At 70.2% G+C, this 20840-nt stretch carries 23 protein-coding genes; 14 read left to right on the top strand and 9 right to left on the bottom strand.

The window, feature by feature from the left end; all coding sequences use genetic code 11:
- Nucleotide 1: 1 nt before the first annotated feature.
- Genes coaE through VEB62_RS13235 form a run of 4 tightly spaced genes read right to left on the bottom strand, consistent with a single transcriptional unit; the run spans nt 2 to nt 2899 of the window.
- The gene (gene coaE, locus VEB62_RS13250; protein ID WP_324800511.1) at nt 2-643 is read right to left on the bottom strand and encodes a dephospho-CoA kinase; all 642 of its coding nucleotides are present in this window, start codon (nt 641-643) and stop codon (nt 2-4) included.
- The gene (locus VEB62_RS13245; RefSeq protein ID WP_324800508.1) at nt 640-1437 is read right to left on the bottom strand and encodes a shikimate dehydrogenase family protein; all 798 of its coding nucleotides are present in this window, start codon (nt 1435-1437) and stop codon (nt 640-642) included. The genes coaE and VEB62_RS13245 overlap by 4 nt, the downstream gene beginning before the upstream one ends.
- Complete coding sequence (locus VEB62_RS13240) at nt 1434-2030, bottom strand: Maf family protein (RefSeq protein ID WP_324800505.1); 597 nt, start codon at nt 2028-2030, stop codon at nt 1434-1436. Before VEB62_RS13240 ends, VEB62_RS13245 begins: the two co-directional genes overlap by 4 nt.
- Entirely contained in the window at nt 2030-2899 is an 870-nt protein-coding gene (locus VEB62_RS13235; RefSeq protein ID WP_324800503.1) for a pyruvate, water dikinase regulatory protein, read from the bottom strand. The genes VEB62_RS13240 and VEB62_RS13235 overlap by 1 nt, the downstream gene beginning before the upstream one ends.
- Nucleotides 2900-3413: 514 nt before the next feature.
- On the opposite strand from VEB62_RS13235, the gene hemE reads away from it, so the two are divergent.
- The 11 genes from hemE to VEB62_RS13180 all read left to right on the top strand — a co-directional run bounded on the left by hemE (nt 3414) and on the right by VEB62_RS13180 (nt 13689).
- Entirely contained in the window at nt 3414-4457 is a 1044-nt protein-coding gene (hemE, locus tag VEB62_RS13230; RefSeq protein ID WP_324800500.1) for a uroporphyrinogen decarboxylase, read from the top strand.
- The gene (gene hemH / locus VEB62_RS13225) at nt 4454-5494 is read left to right on the top strand and encodes a ferrochelatase (protein WP_324800496.1); all 1041 of its coding nucleotides are present in this window, start codon (nt 4454-4456) and stop codon (nt 5492-5494) included. The genes hemE and hemH overlap by 4 nt, the downstream gene beginning before the upstream one ends.
- On the top strand, nt 5491-5961 hold the full coding sequence (locus tag VEB62_RS13220) for a CopD family protein (protein ID WP_324800493.1): 471 nt from the start codon (nt 5491-5493) through the stop codon (nt 5959-5961). The genes hemH and VEB62_RS13220 overlap by 4 nt, the downstream gene beginning before the upstream one ends.
- A 228-nt stretch (nt 5962-6189) precedes the next feature.
- Nucleotides 6190-7608: a transcription termination factor Rho gene (gene rho, locus VEB62_RS13215; RefSeq protein WP_324800490.1), complete on the top strand. Its 1419-nt coding sequence runs from the start codon at nt 6190-6192 to the stop codon at nt 7606-7608.
- Between the two features lie 42 nt (nt 7609-7650).
- Nucleotides 7651-7878 (top strand): DUF6489 family protein, encoded by a 228-nt coding sequence (locus tag VEB62_RS13210; protein ID WP_324800488.1) that lies wholly within the window; start codon nt 7651-7653, stop codon nt 7876-7878.
- 22 nt (nt 7879-7900) lie between these two features.
- On the top strand, nt 7901-9208 hold the full coding sequence (gene mnmE / locus VEB62_RS13205) for a tRNA uridine-5-carboxymethylaminomethyl(34) synthesis GTPase MnmE (protein ID WP_324800485.1): 1308 nt from the start codon (nt 7901-7903) through the stop codon (nt 9206-9208).
- Nucleotides 9209-9277: 69 nt separating this feature from the next.
- Nucleotides 9278-11134 carry a tRNA uridine-5-carboxymethylaminomethyl(34) synthesis enzyme MnmG gene (mnmG, locus tag VEB62_RS13200; protein WP_324800482.1) on the top strand — a complete coding sequence of 619 codons (1857 nt, stop codon included), beginning with the start codon at nt 9278-9280 and terminating at the stop codon, nt 11132-11134.
- A complete protein-coding gene (gene rsmG / locus VEB62_RS13195; RefSeq protein ID WP_324800478.1) occupies nt 11131-11760 on the top strand; it encodes a 16S rRNA (guanine(527)-N(7))-methyltransferase RsmG in 630 nt (209 codons plus the stop codon). Before mnmG ends, rsmG begins: the two co-directional genes overlap by 4 nt.
- Nucleotides 11750-12556 (top strand): ParA family protein, encoded by an 807-nt coding sequence (locus VEB62_RS13190; RefSeq protein ID WP_324800561.1) that lies wholly within the window; start codon nt 11750-11752, stop codon nt 12554-12556. The genes rsmG and VEB62_RS13190 overlap by 11 nt, the downstream gene beginning before the upstream one ends.
- A 28-nt stretch (nt 12557-12584) precedes the next feature.
- Complete coding sequence (locus VEB62_RS13185; RefSeq protein WP_324800475.1) at nt 12585-13478, top strand: ParB/RepB/Spo0J family partition protein; 894 nt, start codon at nt 12585-12587, stop codon at nt 13476-13478.
- 25 nt (nt 13479-13503) lie between these two features.
- Nucleotides 13504-13689 carry a hypothetical protein gene (locus tag VEB62_RS13180; protein WP_300289298.1) on the top strand — a complete coding sequence of 62 codons (186 nt, stop codon included), beginning with the start codon at nt 13504-13506 and terminating at the stop codon, nt 13687-13689.
- 97 nt (nt 13690-13786) lie between these two features.
- Here the strand turns inward: VEB62_RS13180 and holA are convergent, their stop codons facing one another.
- From holA to VEB62_RS13160, 4 genes are all read right to left on the bottom strand, one after another.
- The gene (gene holA / locus VEB62_RS13175; RefSeq protein ID WP_324800470.1) at nt 13787-14839 is read right to left on the bottom strand and encodes a DNA polymerase III subunit delta; all 1053 of its coding nucleotides are present in this window, start codon (nt 14837-14839) and stop codon (nt 13787-13789) included.
- Between the two features lie 10 nt (nt 14840-14849).
- The gene (gene lptE, locus VEB62_RS13170) at nt 14850-15335 is read right to left on the bottom strand and encodes an LPS assembly lipoprotein LptE (protein WP_324800467.1); all 486 of its coding nucleotides are present in this window, start codon (nt 15333-15335) and stop codon (nt 14850-14852) included.
- A complete protein-coding gene (leuS, locus tag VEB62_RS13165; protein WP_324800464.1) occupies nt 15335-17887 on the bottom strand; it encodes a leucine--tRNA ligase in 2553 nt (850 codons plus the stop codon). The genes lptE and leuS overlap by 1 nt, the downstream gene beginning before the upstream one ends.
- A gap of 62 nt (nt 17888-17949) precedes the next feature.
- Nucleotides 17950-18393, bottom strand: coding sequence for a DUF3576 domain-containing protein (locus tag VEB62_RS13160; RefSeq protein ID WP_324800461.1), 444 nt, complete (start codon nt 18391-18393; stop codon nt 17950-17952).
- 334 nt (nt 18394-18727) lie between these two features.
- On the opposite strand from VEB62_RS13160, the gene VEB62_RS13155 reads away from it, so the two are divergent.
- Nucleotides 18728-19129 (top strand): NtrZ family periplasmic regulatory protein, encoded by a 402-nt coding sequence (locus VEB62_RS13155; protein ID WP_324800458.1) that lies wholly within the window; start codon nt 18728-18730, stop codon nt 19127-19129.
- Between the two features lie 3 nt (nt 19130-19132).
- Here VEB62_RS13155 and VEB62_RS13150 read toward each other — a convergent pair whose 3' ends face one another.
- Nucleotides 19133-19786 (bottom strand): thiamine phosphate synthase, encoded by a 654-nt coding sequence (locus tag VEB62_RS13150; RefSeq protein ID WP_324800455.1) that lies wholly within the window; start codon nt 19784-19786, stop codon nt 19133-19135.
- On the opposite strand from VEB62_RS13150, the gene VEB62_RS13145 reads away from it, so the two are divergent.
- Complete coding sequence (locus VEB62_RS13145; protein ID WP_324800453.1) at nt 19785-20504, top strand: YggS family pyridoxal phosphate-dependent enzyme; 720 nt, start codon at nt 19785-19787, stop codon at nt 20502-20504. The two genes, VEB62_RS13150 and VEB62_RS13145, sit on opposite strands and share 2 nt — an antisense overlap.
- A 62-nt stretch (nt 20505-20566) precedes the next feature.
- A partial coding sequence (locus VEB62_RS13140) for a response regulator (protein WP_324800450.1) occupies nt 20567-20840 on the top strand: 274 nt, incomplete at its 3' end.

Below are 20840 nucleotides of genomic sequence, written 5' to 3'. Positions count from 1 at the left end.
CTTAATGCGTCGGTTCGCCCGCCTGCGGAAGACCGCGGCGCGGAGATCTCCATCCCGCGGCCAGAACCGTCCCCACGATTTCGCGCACCCGGGCCCGCGCCGCCTCCAGCCCGTGACCGGTGTCGACGATGAAGTCGGCCCGCCGGCGCTTCTCTTCGTCCGGCATCTGGCGCACCAGAACGGCCTCGAACCGCTCGCGGGTCATGCCCGGCCGGGCCAGCACCCGTTCGGCCTGGACCTTGGGGTCGGCCGTGACCACGACCACCGCGTCCACGGCCGCGTCGCCGCCGGTCTCGAACAGCAGCGGGATATCCAGAACGGCCAGCCGCACGCCGCGCCGCTCCGCCGCCGCCAGGTCCTCCAGCCGGCCTTTCAGGACCAGCGGGTGGACGATGGCCTCGAGCCGTCGGAAGGCGGCCTCGTTCTGCCCCAGCGCCCCGGCCAGCCGGATCCGGTCGACGGCCCCGTCCACCACCACGCCGGGGAAGGCCTCGCCCACCGCCCCGACCGCCGCCCCGCCCCGGGCGTAGAGCCGGTGCACGGCCTCGTCGGCGTTCCAGACCAGCGCGCCCTCGTCGGCGAACATCGCCGTCGTCGTGGTCTTGCCCATGCCGATGGAGCCGGTCAGGCCGAGCACGATCACGGGGCTTCCCCCAGGGCCTCGAGCGCGAGACGGCGCACATCGACCGCCGGGGGCTCCCGGCCGAACAGGGCCCGGAACGACGGCCGCGCCTGGCCGATCAGCATGGCCAGTCCGTCGACGGTGGTCAGACCTCTCGCCCGCCCCGCCGCGAGGAACGGCGTCAGCAACGGTCGATAGGTCATATCCATCAGCACAGCGTCGCTCCGCAGGGCTCCAATCTCGATATCCGGCGCGACGCTGAGGGCGTTGACCACCAGGGCGGCCGCCCCGAGCGCCTCCGGCGTGGCCACGCTTACATCGAGATCAACCGCCAGCGCCTCGGCCCGCGCCCGCGTCCGGTTGAGGACGCCCACCTTGGCCCCGGCCTGCTTCAGCGCCGCCGCCGCCGCCCGCGCCGCGCCGCCGGCGCCGAGGATCACCACGGACCCGCCCTTCAGGACCAGGTCCGGGGCCTGCCCGGCCAGCGCCGCCAGCAGGCCCTCGCCGTCGGTGCTGTCGGCGCAAACCCGGCCGCTGTCGAAGACCAGCAGATTGGCCGAGCCGCACAGTTGCGCCGTCTCGCTGACCTCGTCCGCCAGGGCCAGCGCCGCCGCCTTGAACGGCGCGGTGACATTGAGCCCGCGCAACCGCCCCGCCCGGCCCCCGGCGACCAGCGCCGCGAACCCGGCCTCGTCCTCCGGCCCGAAGGCGCGGTAGTCGACGTCCAGTCCGGCCGCGGCGATCCAGGCCCCATGGATCAGCGGGCTCAGCGAATGGGCGATCGGCTGGCCCGCGACGCCCGCGATCACGGTCATGTCGCCAGCACTCCGGCCCGCCGCAGCTCGGCCAGCACCGGCCACAGCGGCAGGCCGAGCACGGTGAAATAGTCGCCCTCGACGGCGTCGAACAGCTGCGATCCCATCCCCTCGAGCCGGTAGGAGCCGACCGACCCCAGCAGCGCCTCGCCCTCGGCCGCCAGATAGGCGTCGAGGAAGGCGTCCGAGAAATCGCGCATTCGCATGGTCGCGGCATCGACCCCGGACCAGACCACCTGGCCGTTGCGCGCCAGCGCCGCGCCGGAATGCAACTGGTGGCTTCCGCCGCGCATGGCCGCCAGCCGGGTCCGGGCCGCGACCATCGACGGCGCCTTGGACACCAACCCGCCGGCGAAGGCGAGGGTCTGGTCGCCCCCCAGCACCCAGGCCTCCGGATCGTGGCGCGACACCGCCAGAGCCTTGACCCGCGCCAGCTCGACCGCGAGCCCGGCGGCGTCGGCCGGATCGTGTCCCGCCTTGACCGCGTCCTCGTCCACGTCGGCGATCTGGACCGAAAAAGGCACGCCCGCGCCCTCCAGCATGGCCCGTCGGGCCGGGCTTTTCGAGGCCAGGATCAGGCGTTCTCCACTCATCACCAATTCGTCCCCAGCCGGTGCGTGCGCCGCTCGTTCAGCACATTGATGATCGCCGCGGCGGTCTCCTCGACCGAACGGCGGGTCACGTCGATGACCGGCCAGCCGCGGCGTTCGAAGGCCCGGCGCGCCTTGACCGTTTCCTCGCGCACGGCGTCGTGGTCGGTGTAGGACGAGGCCCGGCTGGCGTTCAGCCCGTCCAGCCGGTTGCGCCGGATCTGCACCAGCCGGTCCGGCGAGACGGTCAGGCCGACGATCAGCGGATTTTTCAATCCGACCAGCCGCTCGCCGTCTTCCTGACCCGGCACAAGCGGCACATTGGCGGCGCGGATGCCACGGTGGGCCAGATAGATGCAGGTCGGCGTCTTGGAGGTCCGGCTGACCCCGCACAGCACCACGTCGGCGCCTTCCAGTTGCTCGGTCGTGCCCTGGCCGTCGTCGTGAGCCATGGCGTAATCGAGCGCGGCGATGCGGTTGAAATAGTCGGTGTCGAGCGCGTGCTGGGCCCCGACCCGGGTCGACAGGGCGGCGCCCAGATAGCGCGACAGGGCCCCGACCAGCGGATCCAGGGCGGCGATCTGCGGCATGTCGAGCCGGCGGCAGCCTTCCTCGAGAAGCTCGCGCAGCTCCCGGTCCACCAGGGTGTGCAGGACCACGCCCGGCGAGGCGGCGATCTCCTCCAGCACCCGGTCCATCTGCTTGGCCGAGCGGACCAGGGCGTAGATGTGCTCGATCGGGATGACGCCGTCGAACCGCGCCACGACGGCCTTGGCCATGGCGTTCAGGGTTTCTCCGGTCGAGTCGGAGACCAGATGGACGTGGAAATAGGTCGCCAGTCGGGAGACGCCGGCGGGACGAGCCGGACTCATGAGGCCCACTCCGTGGATCGGCTCATCGGAAGCTGTCCATGGCGGCGAGACTCCTGTGGACGGGGCCGGGCGCCGATCGTCCCGACCGGTGCGTCGATCTCTATAGCCGCGCGGACCGGACGCGGCGAGCGGGGATGAAGGTGGACGGCGACCCCCGCCATCCGGCGAGTCGTCCCGTGTTGCGGAACGGCGCCGGGATCGGGTGTGGACAATCTTAACAAGACCTTAACGGCGCCCATTCCGAACTGAACCCGGCGTGTCCGAAAACCCGGCGCGTCAGGGCCCCGTCAGCGACTGTCCCCGTTTTCACCAGCCCCGTGGACGCCCGGGGACGAACCCCGGGCAGGCTGCGGAAAACTCCCCGGCGGCGCTCCGATCCGCCGCTCTTATCCCCGTCATCCCCCGCCCTGCCTTCCTCCACCATTCTTCTCGAATCTCTTTCACTAAAGGATTGGGGGGTGCGACACGGCCCGGGCTTGAGCGGGACCCGGCCCCCCGGTAAGCCCGACATCAGATGACCCTCCCTGACACCCCCCCGATGCTCAAGGTTCTCGCTGGCGAGACGACGCCGCGCCCACCCGTGTGGTTCATGCGCCAGGCGGGGCGGTACCTGCCCGAGTACCGGGCGCTCAGGGCGACCACGCCGGACTTCATCTCCTTCTGCCTTGATCCGGACAAGGCCGCGGAGGCGACGCTGCAGCCGATGCGGCGGTTCGGTTTCGACGCCGCCATCGTGTTCGCCGACATCCTGCTGATCCCCGGCGCCCTCGGCCAGGAGGTCTGGTTCGAGGCTGGCGAAGGACCGCGCCTGGGCGCCCTGCCGTCGGTGGAGTCGATGCGGGAGTTGGCCTCCGGGGCGGGCGAAGCGCTGAACCAGGTCGGCCAGACCCTGTCGATCGTCAGGGGGGAGTTGGAGCCACACCGGGCCCTGATCGGGTTTGCGGGCGCGCCGTGGACGGTGGCGACCTATATGCTCGATGGCGAGGCCCGCACCATCGGCAAGGGCGAGCGGGCCATGGCGCGGACCTACGCCTATGCCGAGCCGGACAAGGTGGCGGCCCTGCTGGAGGTGCTGGTCGAGGCCACGGCGCATTATCTGAAGATGCAGGCCGACGCCGGGGCGCAGGTGCTGAAGATTTTCGAGAGCTGGGCCGAGGGCCTGCCCGACGACCTGTTCGAATCCCTCGTCCTGCGGCCGCACCAGGCGCTGGTGAAACGTGTCCGCGAACTGGGCGTGACCGTTCCCCTGATCGGCTTCCCCCGCGGCTCGGCGGCGCTGGCCGAGCGATACGCGGCGGAATGCGACGTTCAGGCCGTGGCCCTGGACACCGCCTGCCCTCTGGCGGTCGGCAAGCGCGTACAACTCATCAAGCCGATCCAGGGCGCGCTGGATCCGCTGCTGCTGCGCGCCGGCGGACCATTGCTGGACCGGCGCGTGGACCAGCTGCTCGAGTCTTGGGGGCAGGGGCCGTGGATCTTCAACCTCGGCCACGGAATCCTTCCGGACGTGCCCGTCGCCCACGTCGAACAGGTGCTGAAGCGGATCGGGGCGCAATGACCGCCCCGGCTAGGACCAGGCGCCGGCTGGCCGTTCTGCTGTTTAACCTCGGTGGGCCAGACGGTCCTGAGGATGTGCAGCCCTTCCTCCGCAATCTGTTTTCGGATCCCCGCATTATCAGTTTGCCCAGGGGCGTGCGGCATATCCTGGCCTGGATCATCTCTGTGGCGCGCGGCCCCTCGGCACGGGCGAACTATGCGAAGATGGGTGGCGGATCGCCGCTCTTGGGAGAGACCCTAAAACAGGCGGAGGCGCTTGAGCGGCGGCTCAACCGCCGCGCCGGAACGGAGGCCAGGGTGTTTGTCGGCATGCGGTACTGGAAGCCCTTCATTCCCGACGCAGCCCGTGCCATCCGCGCCTGGGGTCCCGATGAGGTGGTGGTCCTGCCGCTCTATCCGCAATTCTCCTCTACGACGACGCTATCGGGCTTTGATGCCTTTGACCGGTCGTATGACGGACCGTCCCGGCGGGTGTGCTGCTACGCGGCCAACGACCGGTTCATCGCGGCCCATGCAAAGATCGTGGAGAATTGGCTCAAACTGCTCCCGTCGGAGCCGGGCAGCGTGCGCATCCTCTTCTCGGCACACGGCCTGCCCGAAAAAATCGTGGCGGCGGGTGATCCCTATCAGGAGCAGATCGAGGCGACGGTCAGCCGGGTCATGGCCCAGGTCGGTCCAGAACGGGACCACGTCACCTGCTATCAAAGCCGTGTCGGCCCCCTGGCCTGGATCGGGCCGTCGACCGAAGAAGCCATCCGCAAGGCCGGAGCCGACGGCAAGTCGGTCCTGGTCGTGCCGATCGCCTTTGTGTCCGAACACATCGAGACCCGGGTCGAACTGGACATGGATTACGCCGAGCTGGCCGGGCAGGTGGGGATCAAGACCTATGCGCGGGCCCCGACCTTGGGGGTCGCGCCGCAGTTCATCGCCGTTCTGGCCGAGGAGGTGGACAAGGCGCTCGGTTCGACCACGCCCATTGTCGGTGATCATGACTGTGGGGCGCAGCACGGCTACTGTCCCCGGAGGAGAGCGGCATGACATTCGAGATCGTGCGCGGCCTGCACATCCTGGCGGCGATCGCCTGGATGGCCGGGATGCTGTTCCTGCCCCGCCTCTACGCCTATGACGCCGAACAGGCCGGCAAGGCCGAGCCGCTGCGGTCGGAGATGCAGGGTCTTCTGCGGGAATGGCAGCGGCGCCTGCTCAGGATCATCATCAATCCCGCGATGACCGCCACCTGGGTGTTCGGCGTATGGATGATCCTGATCCACGTCTACGGATTCGGCGAAGGCTGGGGCTTCCTCGCCCGGCCGTGGATGGCGACCAAGCTGCTGGCGGTGGTGGCGCTCAGCGGCTGGCACGGCTTCCTGGCCGGCGAGTTCAAACGCATCCAGGCCGGGACCTCGACCCGCTCAGGCCGTTTCTGGCGAATGACCAACGAGATTCCCTTCGCGATCGCGGTCGTCGCCGTCCTGTCGGTGACGACGGAATGGACGCTGGGCTGAGCGCCGACGCTTGACCTTACCGGCCGGGCGTGGTTTCGCTGGTCCCGAACCGATCCTGGCCCAGGGCTTTCGCCTTCCGGACGGTCCCTCTCTTACAGCGACGCCTGCCGGATCGACCCTGCGGGACTCCCGTCGCCCTCCCTGCCGGCCTCCGGGCCAACATCGCCAGCCGCTTTGACCCCGCTGTCCCGCGGGCGTCCTTGCGCGCACGCCTGAAGAAGAATTCCCATGACCGACGTCCGCGACACCGATCCCACAGCTCCTGAGGCCGAAACCCTCGACGGCGAGCAGCCGACCAACGAGGTCGCCGCCGCCGACCTGCCCATGGTCGACCAGGAGGCCGACGAGGAAGACGAGGACGACGGCGAGCCGATCGTCCCCAACGGCCGCATCACCCTGGCCGAGCTGAACGAGAAGACGCCGGCTGATCTGGTCGCCTTCGCCGAAGGCCTCGAGATCGAGAACGCCTCGAACCTGCGCAAGCAGGACCTGCTGTTCGCCATCCTCAAGGCCCTGGCCGACGAGGAGGTCGAGATCATCGCCGACGGCGTGCTCGAGATTCTGCCGGACGGCTTCGGCTTCCTGCGCAGTCCCGACGCCAATTATCTTCCGGGTCCGGACGATGTCTATGTGTCGCCGTCGCAGATCCGCCGTTTCGGCCTGCGCTCGGGCGACACCATCCACGGGGCCGTGCGCGGCCCGCGCGAGGGCGAGCGCTACTTCGCCCTGCTCAAGGTCGACACGATCAATCTGGAAGACCCGGAGACGGTCAAGACCAAGGTCCTGTTCGACAACCTGACCCCGCTCTATCCCGAAGAGCGGCTGCACATGGAAATCCAGGATCCGACGCTGAAGGACCGCTCGGGCCGGGTCATCGACATCGTCGCCCCGCTCGGCAAGGGCCAGCGCTGCCTGATCGTCGCCCCGCCGCGGGTCGGCAAGACGGTGATGCTGCAGAACATCGCCAAGTCGATCGAGAAGAACCACCCCGAGGTCTTCCTGATCGTTCTGCTGATCGACGAGCGGCCGGAAGAGGTCACCGACATGCAGCGCACGGTGAAGGGCGAGGTCATCGCCTCGACCTTCGACGAGCCGGCCACCCGCCACGTCGCCGTCGCCGAAATGGTCATCGAGAAGGCCAAGCGTCTGGTCGAGCACAAGAAGGACGTGGTCATCCTGCTCGACTCGATCACCCGCCTCGGCCGCGCCTACAACGCCACCGTCCCGTCGTCGGGCAAGGTGCTGACCGGCGGCGTCGACGCCAACGCCCTGCAGCGGCCGAAACGCTTCTTCGGCGCGGCGCGGAACGTGGAGCAGGGCGGGTCGCTGACCATCATCGCCACCGCCCTGATCGATACCGGCTCGCGCATGGACGAGGTGATCTTCGAAGAGTTCAAGGGCACCGGCAACTCGGAGATCATCCTGGACCGCAAGGTCGCCGACAAGCGCATCTTCCCGGCCATCGACGTGCTCAAGTCCGGCACCCGCAAGGAAGAGCTGACCACGCCGAAGGACCAGCTGGCCAAGACCTATGTCCTGCGCCGCATACTCAACCCGATGGGCCCGCAGGACGCGATCGAATTCCTGATCGACAAGCTGCGCCAGTCCAAGAACAATGCGGACTTCTTCCAGTCGATGAACACCTGACGGCGGTATGGCCGCTGTTTCACGTGAAACAGGAGCGGGTCGATGAAGGTCAACGTCGAGATCGATTGCACGCCGGCCGAGGCCCGGGCCTTTCTCGGCCTGCCCGACGTCGCGCCGCTCAACGAGCATCTGGTCGCCGAGATGAAGCGGCGCATGGACGAGAACATCACCGCCATGCAGCCCGACGAGCTCATGAAGACCTGGACCAGCTTCGGCCTCCAGGCCCAGGACCAGTTCCGCAAGCTGATGGAAGCGGCCGCCAAGCCGTGAGGCCGCGCCGCCGTTCCGCGCCATGACCGACACCATCTTCGCCCTGGCGACCCCACCGGGGCGCGGGGCCATCGCCATCATCCGCCTGTCCGGCCCGCGCACTGACGAGGCCTTGGCCCGCCTCGGCGCCGGCGGCCTGAAGGCGCGTCTGGCCGGCCTGCGGGATCTCGCTCTCAACGGCCGGGCGCTCGACCAGGCGCTGGTGCTGCGCTTTCCGGCCCCGAACAGCTACACCGGCGAGGACTGCGCTGAACTCCACCTCCACGGCGGCCGGGCCGTGGTCGAGGCGGTCAGCGACGCCCTGCTGAGGCTGGATCTGCGTCTGGCGGAGCCCGGCGAGTTTACCCGCCGGGCGTTCGAGAACGGCCGCATGGACCTGGCCCAGGCCGAGGCCGTCGCCGATCTGATCGACGCCGAGACCACCGCCCAGGCGGCCCAGGCGCTCGGCCAGCTGGACGGCGCCCTGTCGCAGACCTACGCCGGTTTCCGCCGCGACCTGCTCAAGGCCCTGGCGCTGGTCGAGGCCGAGATCGACTTCCCTGACGAGGAGGTGCCGGACAACCTCGCCCGCACGGCGGGTCCGGTGCTCGACGGGCTGGTCGCCGACCTCAGGGCGGCGCTGGCCGACGCCCGGCGCGGGGAGCGGGTGCGCGAGGGCTACCGCATCGTCCTGATCGGCGAGACCAACGCCGGCAAGTCGTCGCTGTTCAACGCCCTGGTCGCCCGCGAGGCGGCCATCGTAACCCCGATCGCCGGCACCACCCGCGACGTGCTCGACGCCGACCTGATCATCGGCGGCTATGCGGTCACCCTGTCGGACACCGCGGGCCTGCGCGACAGCGACGATCCGATCGAGGCCGAGGGTGTGCGGCGGGCCCGGGCACGGGCGGAGCAGGCCGAGTTGCGGCTGTGGATCCGGGCGCCCGGCGATCCCGCGGGCCCCGCCGCCGGCTACGTCCGGCCCGACGATCTGATGGTCTTCACCAAGGCCGATATCGACCGCGCCGCGCCTCCGCCTGATCGCGAGGCGCTGGTGGTCAGCACCGAGACTGGCGAGGGACTGGGCGCATTGCACGACTGGCTGGCCGCGAGGTTGGCGCGCGATCTCTCGGGAGCCGATTTCCCGGCGGTCACGCGGGAGAGACATCGCCGGCGGCTAACCGAGGCGCTCGCTTCGGTGGAGGCGGGTCGGCGCGCCCTCGATGTCGCCCCGGAGATGGCTGGCGACGATCTGCGCCGCGCGGCCGAAAGCCTCGCCCGCGTCACCGGCGCCATCGGCGTCGAGGACATCCTCGGCGAGGTCTTCTCGACCTTCTGCATCGGCAAGTGATCTGTTTCACGTGAAACGCTCGTCCAGCGCCGGTAGCGAAGGCGGCGGTTTTCCCCTATGTCCCCGCCCATGAAGCGTTTCGACGTCATCGTCATCGGCGGCGGCCACGCCGGCTGTGAGGCCGCGGCGGCGTCCGCGCGCGCGGGCGCAGCCACCCTGCTGCTGACGCAGAAGCTTGAGACCATCGGCGAGATGTCGTGCAACCCGGCCATCGGCGGGCTGGGCAAGGGCCATCTGGTGCGCGAGATCGACGCCATGGACGGCGTCATGGGTCGCCTCGCCGACGTGTCCGGCATCCAGTTCCGCCTGCTCAACCGGTCAAAGGGCGCGGCGGTGCAGGGGCCCCGGAGCCAGATCGACCGGCGGCTCTACCGCGAGGCCATGCAGGCCGAACTCGCCGCCACCCCCAATCTGACCCTGATGGCCGGGACGGCCGAAGGCTTGATCCTCGATGGCGGTCGGGTCTCCGGCGTGGTCACGGGCGAGGGGGCCGAACTGCGCGCCGGCGCGGTCGTGCTGACGACCGGCACCTTTCTCAACGGCGTCATCCACAAGGGCGACCAGCGCATCCCGGCCGGCCGGCACGGCGAGGCGCCGTCGACCGGCCTGGCCGCCGACCTCTATGGCGCAGGTCTGTCGATGGGCCGGCTCAAGACCGGCACCCCGGCGCGGCTGGACGGGCGCACCATCGCCTGGGACCGGCTGGAGATGCAGGCGGCCGATGACGAGCCGGTGCCGTTCAGCTTCCTGACCGACCGCATCGACGTGCCCCAGATCGCCTGCGGTGTGACCCACACCACGGCCGAGACCCACCGCATCATCGCCCAGAATCTCGGCGAGAGCGCCGTCTATGGCGGTCACCTGTCCGGGCGCGGCCCGCGCTACTGCCCCTCGATCGAGGACAAGGTGGTGCGCTTCGCCGACAAGACCTCGCACCAGATCTTCCTCGAACCGGAAGGGCTGGACGACCCGACCGTCTATCCGAACGGCATCTCGACCTCGGTGTCCGACGCGACCCAGGCCGCCTTTCTCCGCACCATCCCCGGGCTGGAGGCGGTGGAGGTGTTCCGCTTCGGCTATGCGATCGAGTACGACTATGTCGATCCGCGCGAGCTGACGCCGGCGCTTGAGGTCAAGAAGCGGCCGGGGCTGTATCTGGCCGGCCAGATCAACGGCACCACGGGCTATGAGGAGGCCGGGGCGCAGGGTCTCATCGCCGGGCTCAACGCCGCCCGGGCGGCGGCGGGCCTGGAGCCGGTCGTGCTTGGCCGCGACCAGGCCTATATCGGCGTCATGATCGACGACCTGGTCACGCGTGGGGTGACCGAGCCCTACCGGATGTTCACCAGCCGGGCCGAGTACAGGTTGACGCTGCGGGCCGACAACGCCGATCAACGGTTGACCCCGATCGCCATGGCGGCCGGTCTGGTTTCCCCGGAACGCCGCGCCGCGTTCGAGGCCAAGGCCGCCCTGCTGGCCGAGGCGGCGGCGCTGGTGCGCGGCGCGGCCTATACCCCGAAAGAGGCCGGCGCGCTCGGCATCACGGTCAACGCCGACGGCCAACGCCGCTCGATCCGCGACCTGCTGGCCTTCCCGGGCGTCGACCTGAAGACCTTTGAGGCCGCCCATCCGGCCATCGCCGCCTGGCCGCGTCAGGTGCGCGAGCAGATCGAGATCGACGCGGGCTATGCGGGGTATCTCGACCGCCAGGCGTCGGACGCGGAGGCGCTGCGCCGGGAGGAGTCGCTGGCCATACCGCACGACCTCGACTACGCGGCCATCGGAAGCCTGTCGAACGAGGTGCGCGAGAAGCTGACGCTGGTCCAGCCGCGCACCCTGGGGCAGGCGGGACGCATCGAGGGCATGACGCCGGGGGCCCTGACCGCCCTGCTGTCGCACGTCAAGCGGACCCGGGTGGCCGCGTGACCGTCAGCAGTGCGGCCGCCTTTCAGGCCCTGACCGGCGCGACGGCCGGGCAGATCGCCGATCTCGGGACCTTCATCGACCGTCTGGCCGAGGCCAATGCTGTGATGAACCTGATCGGTCCGGACACCCTGCCGGATGTTTGGAACCGGCACATATGGGACTCCGCCCAGCTGCTCGATCTGGCGCCGGGGGCCCGGACCTGGGCGGATCTCGGCGCCGGCGCCGGCTTCCCCGGCGTGGTGCTCGCCATCCTGCTCAAGGGTCGTCCGGGCGCGCACGTCTGGCTGATCGACAGTCTCGGCAAGCGCTGCCGATTCCTGCAGGAGGTCGTCGACGCCCTGATCCTGCCGGCCACGGTGATCAATGGCCGGGCCGAGGAACAGGCGCTCAGGGTCGATGTGGTGACGGCCCGGGCGGTCGCGCCGATGGAGAAACTGCTCGGCTATGCACAGCCTTATCTACAGCGCGGCGCCCAGGGGCTGTTTCTCAAGGGGGAAAAGGCCGAGGCTGAGTTGATCGAAGCCCGCAAGGTCTGGCATTTCGATAGCGACCTCTCCGTCTCGCGCAGCGATCCGCGCGGCCGTATCGTTTCCGTCCGGAGCCTCCGCCGTGTCCATAGCCGGTAAGACTCGCGTCCTCGCCGTTTCCAATCAGAAGGGCGGCGTGGGCAAGACCACCACGGCGATCAACCTCGGCACGGCGCTGGCGGCGATCGGCGAGAAGGTGCTGATCGTCGACATGGATCCGCAGGGCAATGCCTCGACGGGTCTCGGTGTTCCACGTGAAACACGGCGGGTGACCATCTACGACGTGATCGTCGACGGCCGTTCGGTGGACGACTCGGCGGTGCAGACGGCGGTGCCGGGCCTGCACATCATTCCCGCCGACGCCGACATGTCGGGCGTCGAGATCGAGCTCAGCCAGGCCGACCGCCGCTCGTTCCGGCTCCGCGACGCGCTGGCGGGGCAGGGGCGGGACGGTCAGACCCGGTATGACTATGTCCTGATTGATTGCCCGCCGTCGCTGAACCTGCTGACGCTGAACGCCATGGCCGCGGCCGACGCCGTGCTGGTCCCGCTGCAGTGCGAATTCTTCGCGCTCGAGGGTCTCACACAGCTGATGAAGACCATCGAGATGGTGCGCCAGAGCCTGAACCCGACGCTGGAGATCCAGGGCCTTGTCCTGACCATGTACGATCGTCGCAATGCCTTGTCCGGGCAGGTCGCGGCGGATGTGCGGAGCCACTTCGGCGAAAAGGTCTACGAGGCGGTGATCCCGCGCAATGTACGGGTGTCGGAGGCGCCGTCGTTCGGCAAGCCGGCGCTGATCTACGATCTCAAATGCGCCGGCAGCCAGGCCTATCTGCGCCTCGCCCGCGAGGTGGTGGCGCGCGAGAAGACGCGGCGGCTGCAGGCTGCCTGATGCAACCTTCTGGAACGGAATCAGTCTCTTGAGCGAACGTCAGCGCGGTCTGGGCCGGGGATTGTCGGCCCTTCTCGGGGAACAGGTCGGCGAGGCCGTGCCGGTGGACGGCTCGTCGGCGCCGGCCGGCGTGCGCATCGAACCGATCGAGGCGCTGAAGCCAAACCCGGACCAGCCCCGCAAGACCTTCGGCCAGGCCGAGCTTGCGGAACTGGCCGAGTCCATCCGCGACAAGGGAGTGCTGCAGCCGATCCTCGTCCGGCCGCATCCCCATGAGGACGGCGTCTGGCAGATCATCGCCGGCGAACGGCGCTGGCGCGCCGCCCAACTGGCGCGCCTCGCCCAGGTCCCGGTCATCGTCCGCGACATGGACGACGTGGCGGTGTTCGAGGTCGCCATCATCGAGAACGTCCAGCGCGCCGACCTCAATCCGCTCGAGGAGGCGGAGGCCTATCGCCTGCTGATGGAGCGCTTCGGCCGCACCCAGGACGCCGTCGCCGGCGTGGTCGGCAAGAGCCGAAGCCATGTCGCCAACACCCTGCGCCTGCTGCAGCTGCCGGAAGAAGTCCTCTGGTACGTCCGCCACGGCAAGATGAGCGCTGGCCACGCCCGGGCCCTGATCACCGCGCCAAATCCGGGCGCGCTGGCCGACCAGATCGTCAATGAGGGGCTGAACGTCCGCCAGGCCGAGGCGCTGGCGCGCCGGGCGGCGGAGGGGCCGAAGCCGGGCAAGGCCAGGGGCCGCCCGGGGGCCTCCGCCAGCGAGGGCGGGGCGGATATCGCGGCGCTGGAGCAGGACCTGTCCGATGCGCTCGGCCTGCAGGTGCAGCTGGCCGACCGCGGCGGCAAGGGCGAGCTGACCCTTCGCTACAGCACGCTGGAACAGCTGGACGACCTGTGCCGCAGGTTGATGCGCGGCTAGTCCGTGGCCGTGCTAGAGTGACGGCATGACCGAGAAACCGAGCAATCCGACCGCGGAAGCGATGAAGAAGGCGCTGGCCGCCAAAAAGGCGGGCGGAGGGCCGAATCACACCGGTCTGCAGGGCGCCGCGCGAGCCGAACAGAAGGCCCAGCAGACGCGCAATCTGGCTCTGTCCAAGCCCGCGTTTCGCAAGGCGTCGAAGCGGGGCTAGCGGGCGACCATTTCCCGACTATTTCGACCATGGATTTGCGGATAATCCGGTCAGCCGAGGCTGCAACAGTCTGCGCCTTCCAACGCCGGACTGAATCCTACAGCCCGAGCCGCCGGGCGCGGGCGGATATCTCCAGCAGCAGGCGCTCGGCGATCAGCTGGTCGGGCGAGCCGGTGGTCTTGGTGGCGATGTCGGCGGCGTTGACGCTGTCCAGCACCTTGTCGAGATCCTCGAGCCGCCAGTTGCGCGCCTGCCGCAGCATCTCGGCCTCCTGTTTCCAGAACACCCCGGCCGCCTTGGCCGCCTCCTTGGCCCCGGCGCCGTTGGCCTGCAGCACATTGATCCGGCGCAGCTTGCCGAGGTGGATCGAGGCCTGGCGCACCGCCGTCACCGGCGACTCGCCCTCGGCCAGGGCGCGGCGCAGGCCGGACTGGGCCGGGGCCGGGCGGCCGCCGAAGGCCTGAAGCGCGGCGTCCTGCAACGAGGCGTCCGGCTCGACGCCGAGATGCAGCTCCAGCTCCTCGACGTCGATGGTCTTGCCGGAGCCGGGGCCGATGTAGAGCACCAGCCGCTCGATCTCCTGCCGCATCAGGCCGCGTTCGCGCGGGAGGCGGGCGACGAAGCGGTCGAGCGCGTCCTGGGTCAGGCCGACCTTGTCGGCCGCCAGCGCCTCGCGCGTCATCCGCGCCACGTCGCCGACCTCGTCTTCGTAGCAGGCGATGGCCACCGCGCCGGACGACGCCTCGGCCGCCTTGCGCAGGGCCGAGTCGCGGCCCAGCGCTCCGGCCTCGACCACCAGCATGGCGTCGGGGTTGTAGCTTCCGTCGGCGTGGGCCTTCAGCGCCGCCGCCAGCATCTTGTCGATCGAGGCCTTCTCCGAGCCGATCCGCACCCGGACCAGCCTGCGGCCGCCGATCATCGACAGGGCCGTCAGGGCTTCCTCAAGCCGCGCCTCGTCGCCGTCGATGTCGCTGTCGGTCAGGACGGTGACGTTGAAGGGGTCGTTCAGGTCCGGGGTGACCGCGCGGCACAGCTGGGCGGCGCGCTCGGCCACGCCGGAGCGGTCCTTGCCGTGGATGACGGCGGCGCGCACCGACCGGTCCGGCGTCTTCAGGAAACGATCGACCTCGGGCCGCTTCGCCAGGATCATCGGGGCTGGATCATGGGTGGTCCGGCAGGGCCTGCATCAGGCCCAGCCGGATCTGGCGGGCCAGTTCGGCGGCGGCGCGCTCCTCGCCGTCCTGCTGGGCGGTGATGGCGGCGTAGGGCTGGTCTGCGGCGGCGTAGGTCGTGGTCACCGTTTCCACGCCCGACAACGAGGAGCCGCCCCCGACCGGAGTCAGGGTCCAGCTGCCGCGGACGGTCAGTTCGTAGCGGGTGGCGGTGTCGTCGATGCGGCGACCGAGCGGGCGTCGCGACTGTTCGACCGTGGTCTCGAGCCGCCACAGCGCGGCCTGCGCGGGATCGCGGCCGAGCGCGTCCTCGAGCTGTTCGCGGACGCGGTAGCCGAGGCGGTCGTCCTGGGTGACCACGGCGATGCGCGACAGGCTGGAGCCGACGCCCGCCTCGCCATACAGAGGCGTGAAGCCGCAGGCCGACAGGCCGAGTCCCATCAGCGCGACAAGAGCGACGCCTGAGGCGCGCATCAGCCGACCACCAGATTGACGATGCGATCCTTGACCACCACGATCTTCCTCACCGTCTGACCCTCCAGCCGCGCCCGCACGTCCGCGTCGGCCATGACGATGGCCTCGACCTCGGCCGGCTCCAGGCCGCGGGCGACGCGGATCTCGCCGCGGCGCCGGCCGTTGACCTGGATCGGCAGGGTGACCTCGTCGTCGGCCGCCAGCGCCGGGTCATGGACCGGCCACGGCGCGTCGAGGATCATCCCCGCTTCGCCCAGCCGCGTCCAGCCTTCCTCGGCCAGATGGGGGGTGAAGGGCGCCACCAGCCGCAGCAGGGCCGACAGCGCCTGCCGCCGGGCCTCGCCGCCGGCGGTGGCGTGATCGCGGATGACAGCCACGAAGGCGTAGAGCTTGGCGATGGCCGAGTTGAAGCGGAAGCCGCCGATGCCCTCGGACACCGCCTTGATGGCCTTGTGCGTCTCCCGGGTCAGGGAGGCGTTGGCGGCCTCGTCGCCCGCGACGGTCGGGTCGAAGCCCTCGATCTCGGTCCAGACCCGCTGCACGAAGCGGCTGGCGCCCTCGACGCCGCCAGGCGTCCACTGCACGTCGCGCTCGGGCGGGCTGTCGGAGAGGACGAACAGTCGGCCGGCGTCGACGCCGTACTGTTCGACAATCTGATGCGGGGCCACGACGTTCTTCTTCGACTTCGACATCTTCTCGATGTCGCCGATGATCAGGGCCTCGCCGGTCGAGAGCTGGCGGGCCGAGCGCTGGCCGCCTTCGTGGATCAGCTCGACGTCGGTCGGCTCGACCCAGCCGCCATCGGCGCGGCGGTAGGTCTCGTGGACCACCATCCCCTGGGTGAACAGGCCGGCGAACGGCTCCTTCACGCTCATCAGACCCGCGTCCGAAAGGGCGCGCGAGATGAAGCGGGCGTAGAGCAGGTGCAGCACGGCGTGCTCGACCCCGCCGATATACTGGTCGACCGGCAGCCAACGGTCGGCCGCCGCCCTGGAGATCGGCTCCGCGGCCGTCGGGTCGGTGAAGCGGGCGAAATACCAGCTGGAATCGACGAAGGTGTCGAGCGTGTCCGTCTCCCGCGTCGCCTCGCCGCCGCAGGAGGGGCAGGAGACGTGCTTCCAGGTGGGGTGGCGGTCCAGCGGATTGCCGGGCTGGTCGAAGGTCACGTCCTTCGGCAGCTCCACGGGCAGCTCGGCGGCCGGGACCGGACCGCAGGACGGGCAGTGGACGATGGGGATCGGGCAACCCCAGTAGCGCTGGCGGCTGACGCCCCAGTCGCGCAGCCGGTAGATGGTCGCGCCCTCGCCCTGACCCGCCGCCTCGACCCGGGCGATCGCCGCCGCCTTGGCCGCCTCGATGTCGAGGCCGTCGAGGAAGTCGGAGTGGAAGATGGAGCCGGGACCCGTGTAAGCTTCTGTTCCAACATCGAAATCGTCACCAGCCCCGTCGGGTCTCACGACCGGGATCACTGGCAGGCCATACTTCCGCGCGAAATCGAGATCCCTTTGGTCATGGGCAGGACATCCGAAGATGGCGCCGGTGCCGTACTCCGACAGGATGAAGTTGGCGATCCAGACCGAGACCTCATGGCCGTCGAAGGGATGCAGCACCTTCAGGCCGGTGTCGAAACCGACCTTTTCGGCCTGTTCGATCTCCGCCTGGGTCGAGCCGCCCTTGCGGCACTCGGCGATGAAGGCGGCGGCGTCCGGACTGGTTTCGGCAAGGGCGCGGGCGACCGGATGATCCGGAGCGATGCCCATGAAGGAGGCGCCGAACAGGGTGTCCGGACGGGTGGTGTAGATTTCCAGCCCGTCGGGCGCGGCCTCGGGCGCCGCTCCGGCCCAGCGCCAGGTCATCTGCAGTCCCTTCGAGCGGCCGATCCAGTTCTCCTGCATCAGCCGGACCTTGTCGGGCCAGCGGCCCTCCAGCTCCCTGAGGCCCTCGATCAGGTCATCGGCGTAGTCGGTGATGCGCAGGAACCACTGGTTCAGTTTGCGCTTCTCGACGATCGCGCCCGAGCGCCAGCCGCGGCCGTCGACGACCTGCTCATTGGCCAGCACGGTGTTGTCGACCGGGTCCCAGTTGACCACCGAGTCCTTGCGATAGACCAGACCCCGCCTGAACAGCTCGAGGAACCAGGCCTGCTGCTGGCCATAGTAGGCGGGGTCGCAGGTCGCGAACTCGCGCGACCAGTCCAGCGACAGGCCGAGCAGCTTCAACTGCTCGCGCATCGTGGCGATGTTGGACCAGGTCCAGTCGCCGGGATGCACGCCGCGCTCGATGGCGGCGTTCTCCGCCGGCAGTCCGAAGGCGTCCCAGCCCATCGGATGCAGCACGTCGAAGCCCTGGGCCCGCTTCGAGCGCGCCACGACGTCGCCCATCACATAGTTGCGGGCGTGGCCCATGTGGATGTTCCCCGAGGGATAGGGGAACATCTCGAGCACGTAGTATTTCGGCTTTCCCGTGCCTTCGGTCGGCGTGCGGAAGGCGTCGGCGGCCGCCCAGCGGGCCTGCTGGCGGGGTTCGGCGGTCTTGGGCTCGTAGCGGGCCACGGGAATCCTTCAGGCGGCTCCTAAAGGGCGGGCCAGAAGGAGGCGGTGGTGGTCGGGGAGGGTTAGCCGGCGTTCTGCAGGTTGAGCTGGCGCGCCTTGGTGAGGATGGCGTTCTCGAGGTCGGTCTCGGTCTGGGCCGCCACGGGGGCGCCGACCCAGCCGCCGGTGGCGTCCCGCACTTCCTTGGTCACCGTGACGTTCAGCGCATCGGCGCGGAGACGGGTGTCGAGGATGAAGACCGTCGCCTTGAAGCGCTCGTTCGGGGTCTGGGGGTCGGTGAACCAGTCGTAGTTGATGACGCCGCCCCACGGATCGGCGTTGGCCAGGGGCATGAAGCTGAGGGTGTCCAGCGTGGCGCGCCACAGGAAGGCGTTGACCCCGATCCCGGTCTGGCCGGCCGGCACGGGCTTGGCCCCGCCGCCGCCCATGCCGGGAATCCCGCCGCATCCGCCCAGCATCAGACCCGAGGCGATCAGGGCGACCGCTGCGCCACGAACCAGCACCATCGAGACTCTCCATAATTCAACGAGACGTGCGGCGGGCCGTCCCGCGCACGCGCCGGCTCGCCCACGCGGGCGGCAGCCGAAGCGACGCTCTATAACACGGCGAAAAGGGGCGATGACAAGGCGAAGTCGTTTCACCGGCGCCGCTTGATGGCCACGGAAGGGCCCCAGCCCGTCCGGGGCGACTTCCGACCCGTGACGCTCGCGCCACAGGAGTCCCCCAGAGTCTTGCGGAACCATAGGTAAGAGGCCACGTTTCGTTGACCGGGCTGAGCAGCGGTGTCTAATCGCTGACAAGGACCGTGGCGGAACTCCGTCGCGGCGTGAAGGGCAGGACATGCGCAAGAAGAGCGCCGTCATCGCTGGGCTGGCCGCGGGCATTGCGCTCCTGGCCGTGGCCGACGCCGCCTCGGCCCAGGCCGCGACGTCCCGCAGCCGCGCGCCCGCCGTCACCCTCACCGAAGCCCAGGCCGCCCGTTCGGCCGCGGCCCCGACCCAGTCCCGCCTGCGCTTCACCGAGCGCGGCCGCTGGGGTCTGGACCTGAACCTCAGCCAGCCGGTCGGCCGCGAGAGCAATCTGGGCGACGTCGAGGCCGGGGCCTACTACCGCGTCAACCCGCGCCTGCGCGTCGGCGCCACCGCCGGCCTGGCCGAGCCCGACAGCGACCCCGCCAGCCCGCCGCAGACCGACCGCCGCGCCGCCCCCCGGTTCCGGCTGGAATCGATCTTCCGTTTCTAGGCCTCAGTCGGGCCCGAACGCCGTCCGGATCGCCGACACCCCCGCCAGACCGCAGGCTCCCGAGCCGATCAGCGCCCGTGCATTGGCGGCGTTGACGCCGCCCAGGGCGTAGACCGGGACCGTCGCCGTCCGGACCAGATCGCTGAACGCCTCAACGCCGAGGGCCGCCCGGCCGGCCGAGGCCCCGCCGGCCGCGAAGACCGGCGACAGCACGGCCGCGTCCAGGCCGGTCGCGCGCGACAGCGCCCCGGCCGTGTGCGCGGCCCCGGTGATCCGCCAGCCGGGCTGGCGGGCCGCCAGCGCCGGCGCCTGCGCCAGCGCCCGCTCCGGCAGATGCAGTCCGTCGGCCCCGACCGCCTCGGCCAGGTCCGCGTCCAGTCCGATCAGCAACAGGACGTCCCGGCGGCGGGTCGCCTCGCGCAGCCGCAGCGCCGCCTCGCGCGCGTCCGGCGCGCCAAAGGAGCGGTAGACCACCCCCGATCCGGCCGGGAGCCGGGCGGCCGTCTCCCACGGCCGGGGGGTGCGCGCCGGGTCGGTGAAGAACAGCAGGGGCGGCAGGTTCGGGCCAGGCTCGCCCCTGGCGCGGCTGACATCGGCCGCGTCCCGTGCGAGGACGCTGGCGACCTCCCACAGGATCTCCGCCCCGGACCGGTTCATGGCCTCCTCATCCCCCGATCCCGCCGACAGGTCCAGCGCCGTGACCGAACGCCTGGCGGCGGTGCGCCGCCGGATCGCCGCCGCCTGCCGCCTCGCGGGTCGGGATCCGGCCGGGGTCGTCCTGACCGCCGTGACCAAGACCCAGCCGCCGGAGGCCCTGTCGGCCGCGCTCGCCGCGGGCCAGCGGGTGTTCGGCGAGAACCGGGTGCAGGAGGCGCAGGCGCACTGGGCGGGCCTGCGCACCTCCATCTCCGATCTGGAATTGCGGCTGATCGGGCCGCTGCAGACCAACAAGGCCGACGACGCGGTCGCCCTGTTCGACATCATCGAGACGCTGGATCGGCCGAAACTGGCCGACGCCCTCGCCGCCGCCGCTGAAAAGGCCGGCCGGCCGGTCCGGGTGCTGGTCCAGGTCAACACCGGGGCCGAGCCGCAGAAGGCCGGCGTCCTGCCCGAAGACGCCGACGCCCTGGTGCGGTACGCCCGCGGCAAGGGGTTGATCGTCGAGGGGTTGATGTGCATCCCGCCCGCGGATGAGGCGCCCGGACCGCATTTCGCCCTGCTGCGCGGGATCGCCCGGCGCAACGGTCTCGGGACGCTGTCGATGGGCATGAGCGGCGATTACGAGACCGCCATCCGCTTCGGCGCGACCCACGTCCGGGTCGGATCGGCGTTGTTCGGGGAACGAAACCGCCCTGAAACGCCCTCTAGTGACTGAAAACCGCCCCGCTTCGGCGCCGACCCTTGGCGGAACGGCCGACGCTCGCCATTCTGGTACCCATGCCCACGCCCAAGACGATCCTGATCATCGACGACGACGACGACCTCCGCGAAGCGCTGGCCGAGCAACTGGCCCTGCACGAGGCCTTCCGCCCGGTGCAGGCCGCGACCGCGGCCGAGGGCGTCAGGCTGGGCCGCGAGACCCGGGCCGACCTGATCCTGCTCGACGTCGACCTGCCGGACATGGACGGGCGCGAGGCCTGCCGCCTCCTGCGCAAGGACGGCGTCTCGACCCCGATCATCATGCTGACCGGACAGGCGTCGGACGCCGACA

The organism is Brevundimonas sp., assembly GCF_035626975.1.
Classification (GTDB): Bacteria; Pseudomonadota; Alphaproteobacteria; order Caulobacterales; family Caulobacteraceae; genus Brevundimonas.
Note: the sequence above shows the minus strand (reverse complement) of the source record. Positions and strands in the feature narration are given on the sequence as shown.

Coding starts and splice junctions, on each gene's coding strand:
- VEB62_RS13245 (WP_324800508.1), bottom strand. CDS start 1,437: ATGACCGTGATCGCGGGCGTCGCGGGCCAGCCGATCGCCCATTCGCTG.
- VEB62_RS13240 (WP_324800505.1), bottom strand. CDS start 2,030: ATGAGTGGAGAACGCCTGATCCTGGCCTCGAAAAGCCCGGCCCGACGG.
- VEB62_RS13235 (WP_324800503.1), bottom strand. CDS start 2,899: ATGAGTCCGGCTCGTCCCGCCGGCGTCTCCCGACTGGCGACCTATTTC.
- hemE (WP_324800500.1), top strand. CDS start 3,414: ATGACCCTCCCTGACACCCCCCCGATGCTCAAGGTTCTCGCTGGCGAG.
- hemH (WP_324800496.1), top strand. CDS start 4,454: ATGACCGCCCCGGCTAGGACCAGGCGCCGGCTGGCCGTTCTGCTGTTT.
- VEB62_RS13220 (WP_324800493.1), top strand. CDS start 5,491: ATGACATTCGAGATCGTGCGCGGCCTGCACATCCTGGCGGCGATCGCC.
- rho (WP_324800490.1), top strand. CDS start 6,190: ATGACCGACGTCCGCGACACCGATCCCACAGCTCCTGAGGCCGAAACC.
- VEB62_RS13210 (WP_324800488.1), top strand. CDS start 7,651: ATGAAGGTCAACGTCGAGATCGATTGCACGCCGGCCGAGGCCCGGGCC.
- mnmE (WP_324800485.1), top strand. CDS start 7,901: ATGACCGACACCATCTTCGCCCTGGCGACCCCACCGGGGCGCGGGGCC.
- mnmG (WP_324800482.1), top strand. CDS start 9,278: ATGAAGCGTTTCGACGTCATCGTCATCGGCGGCGGCCACGCCGGCTGT.
- VEB62_RS13180 (WP_300289298.1), top strand. CDS start 13,504: ATGACCGAGAAACCGAGCAATCCGACCGCGGAAGCGATGAAGAAGGCG.
- holA (WP_324800470.1), bottom strand. CDS start 14,839: ATGATCCTGGCGAAGCGGCCCGAGGTCGATCGTTTCCTGAAGACGCCG.
- lptE (WP_324800467.1), bottom strand. CDS start 15,335: ATGCGCGCCTCAGGCGTCGCTCTTGTCGCGCTGATGGGACTCGGCCTG.
- VEB62_RS13160 (WP_324800461.1), bottom strand. CDS start 18,393: ATGGTGCTGGTTCGTGGCGCAGCGGTCGCCCTGATCGCCTCGGGTCTG.
- VEB62_RS13155 (WP_324800458.1), top strand. CDS start 18,728: ATGCGCAAGAAGAGCGCCGTCATCGCTGGGCTGGCCGCGGGCATTGCG.
- VEB62_RS13145 (WP_324800453.1), top strand. CDS start 19,785: ATGGCCTCCTCATCCCCCGATCCCGCCGACAGGTCCAGCGCCGTGACC.
- VEB62_RS13150 (WP_324800455.1), bottom strand. CDS start 19,786: ATGAACCGGTCCGGGGCGGAGATCCTGTGGGAGGTCGCCAGCGTCCTC.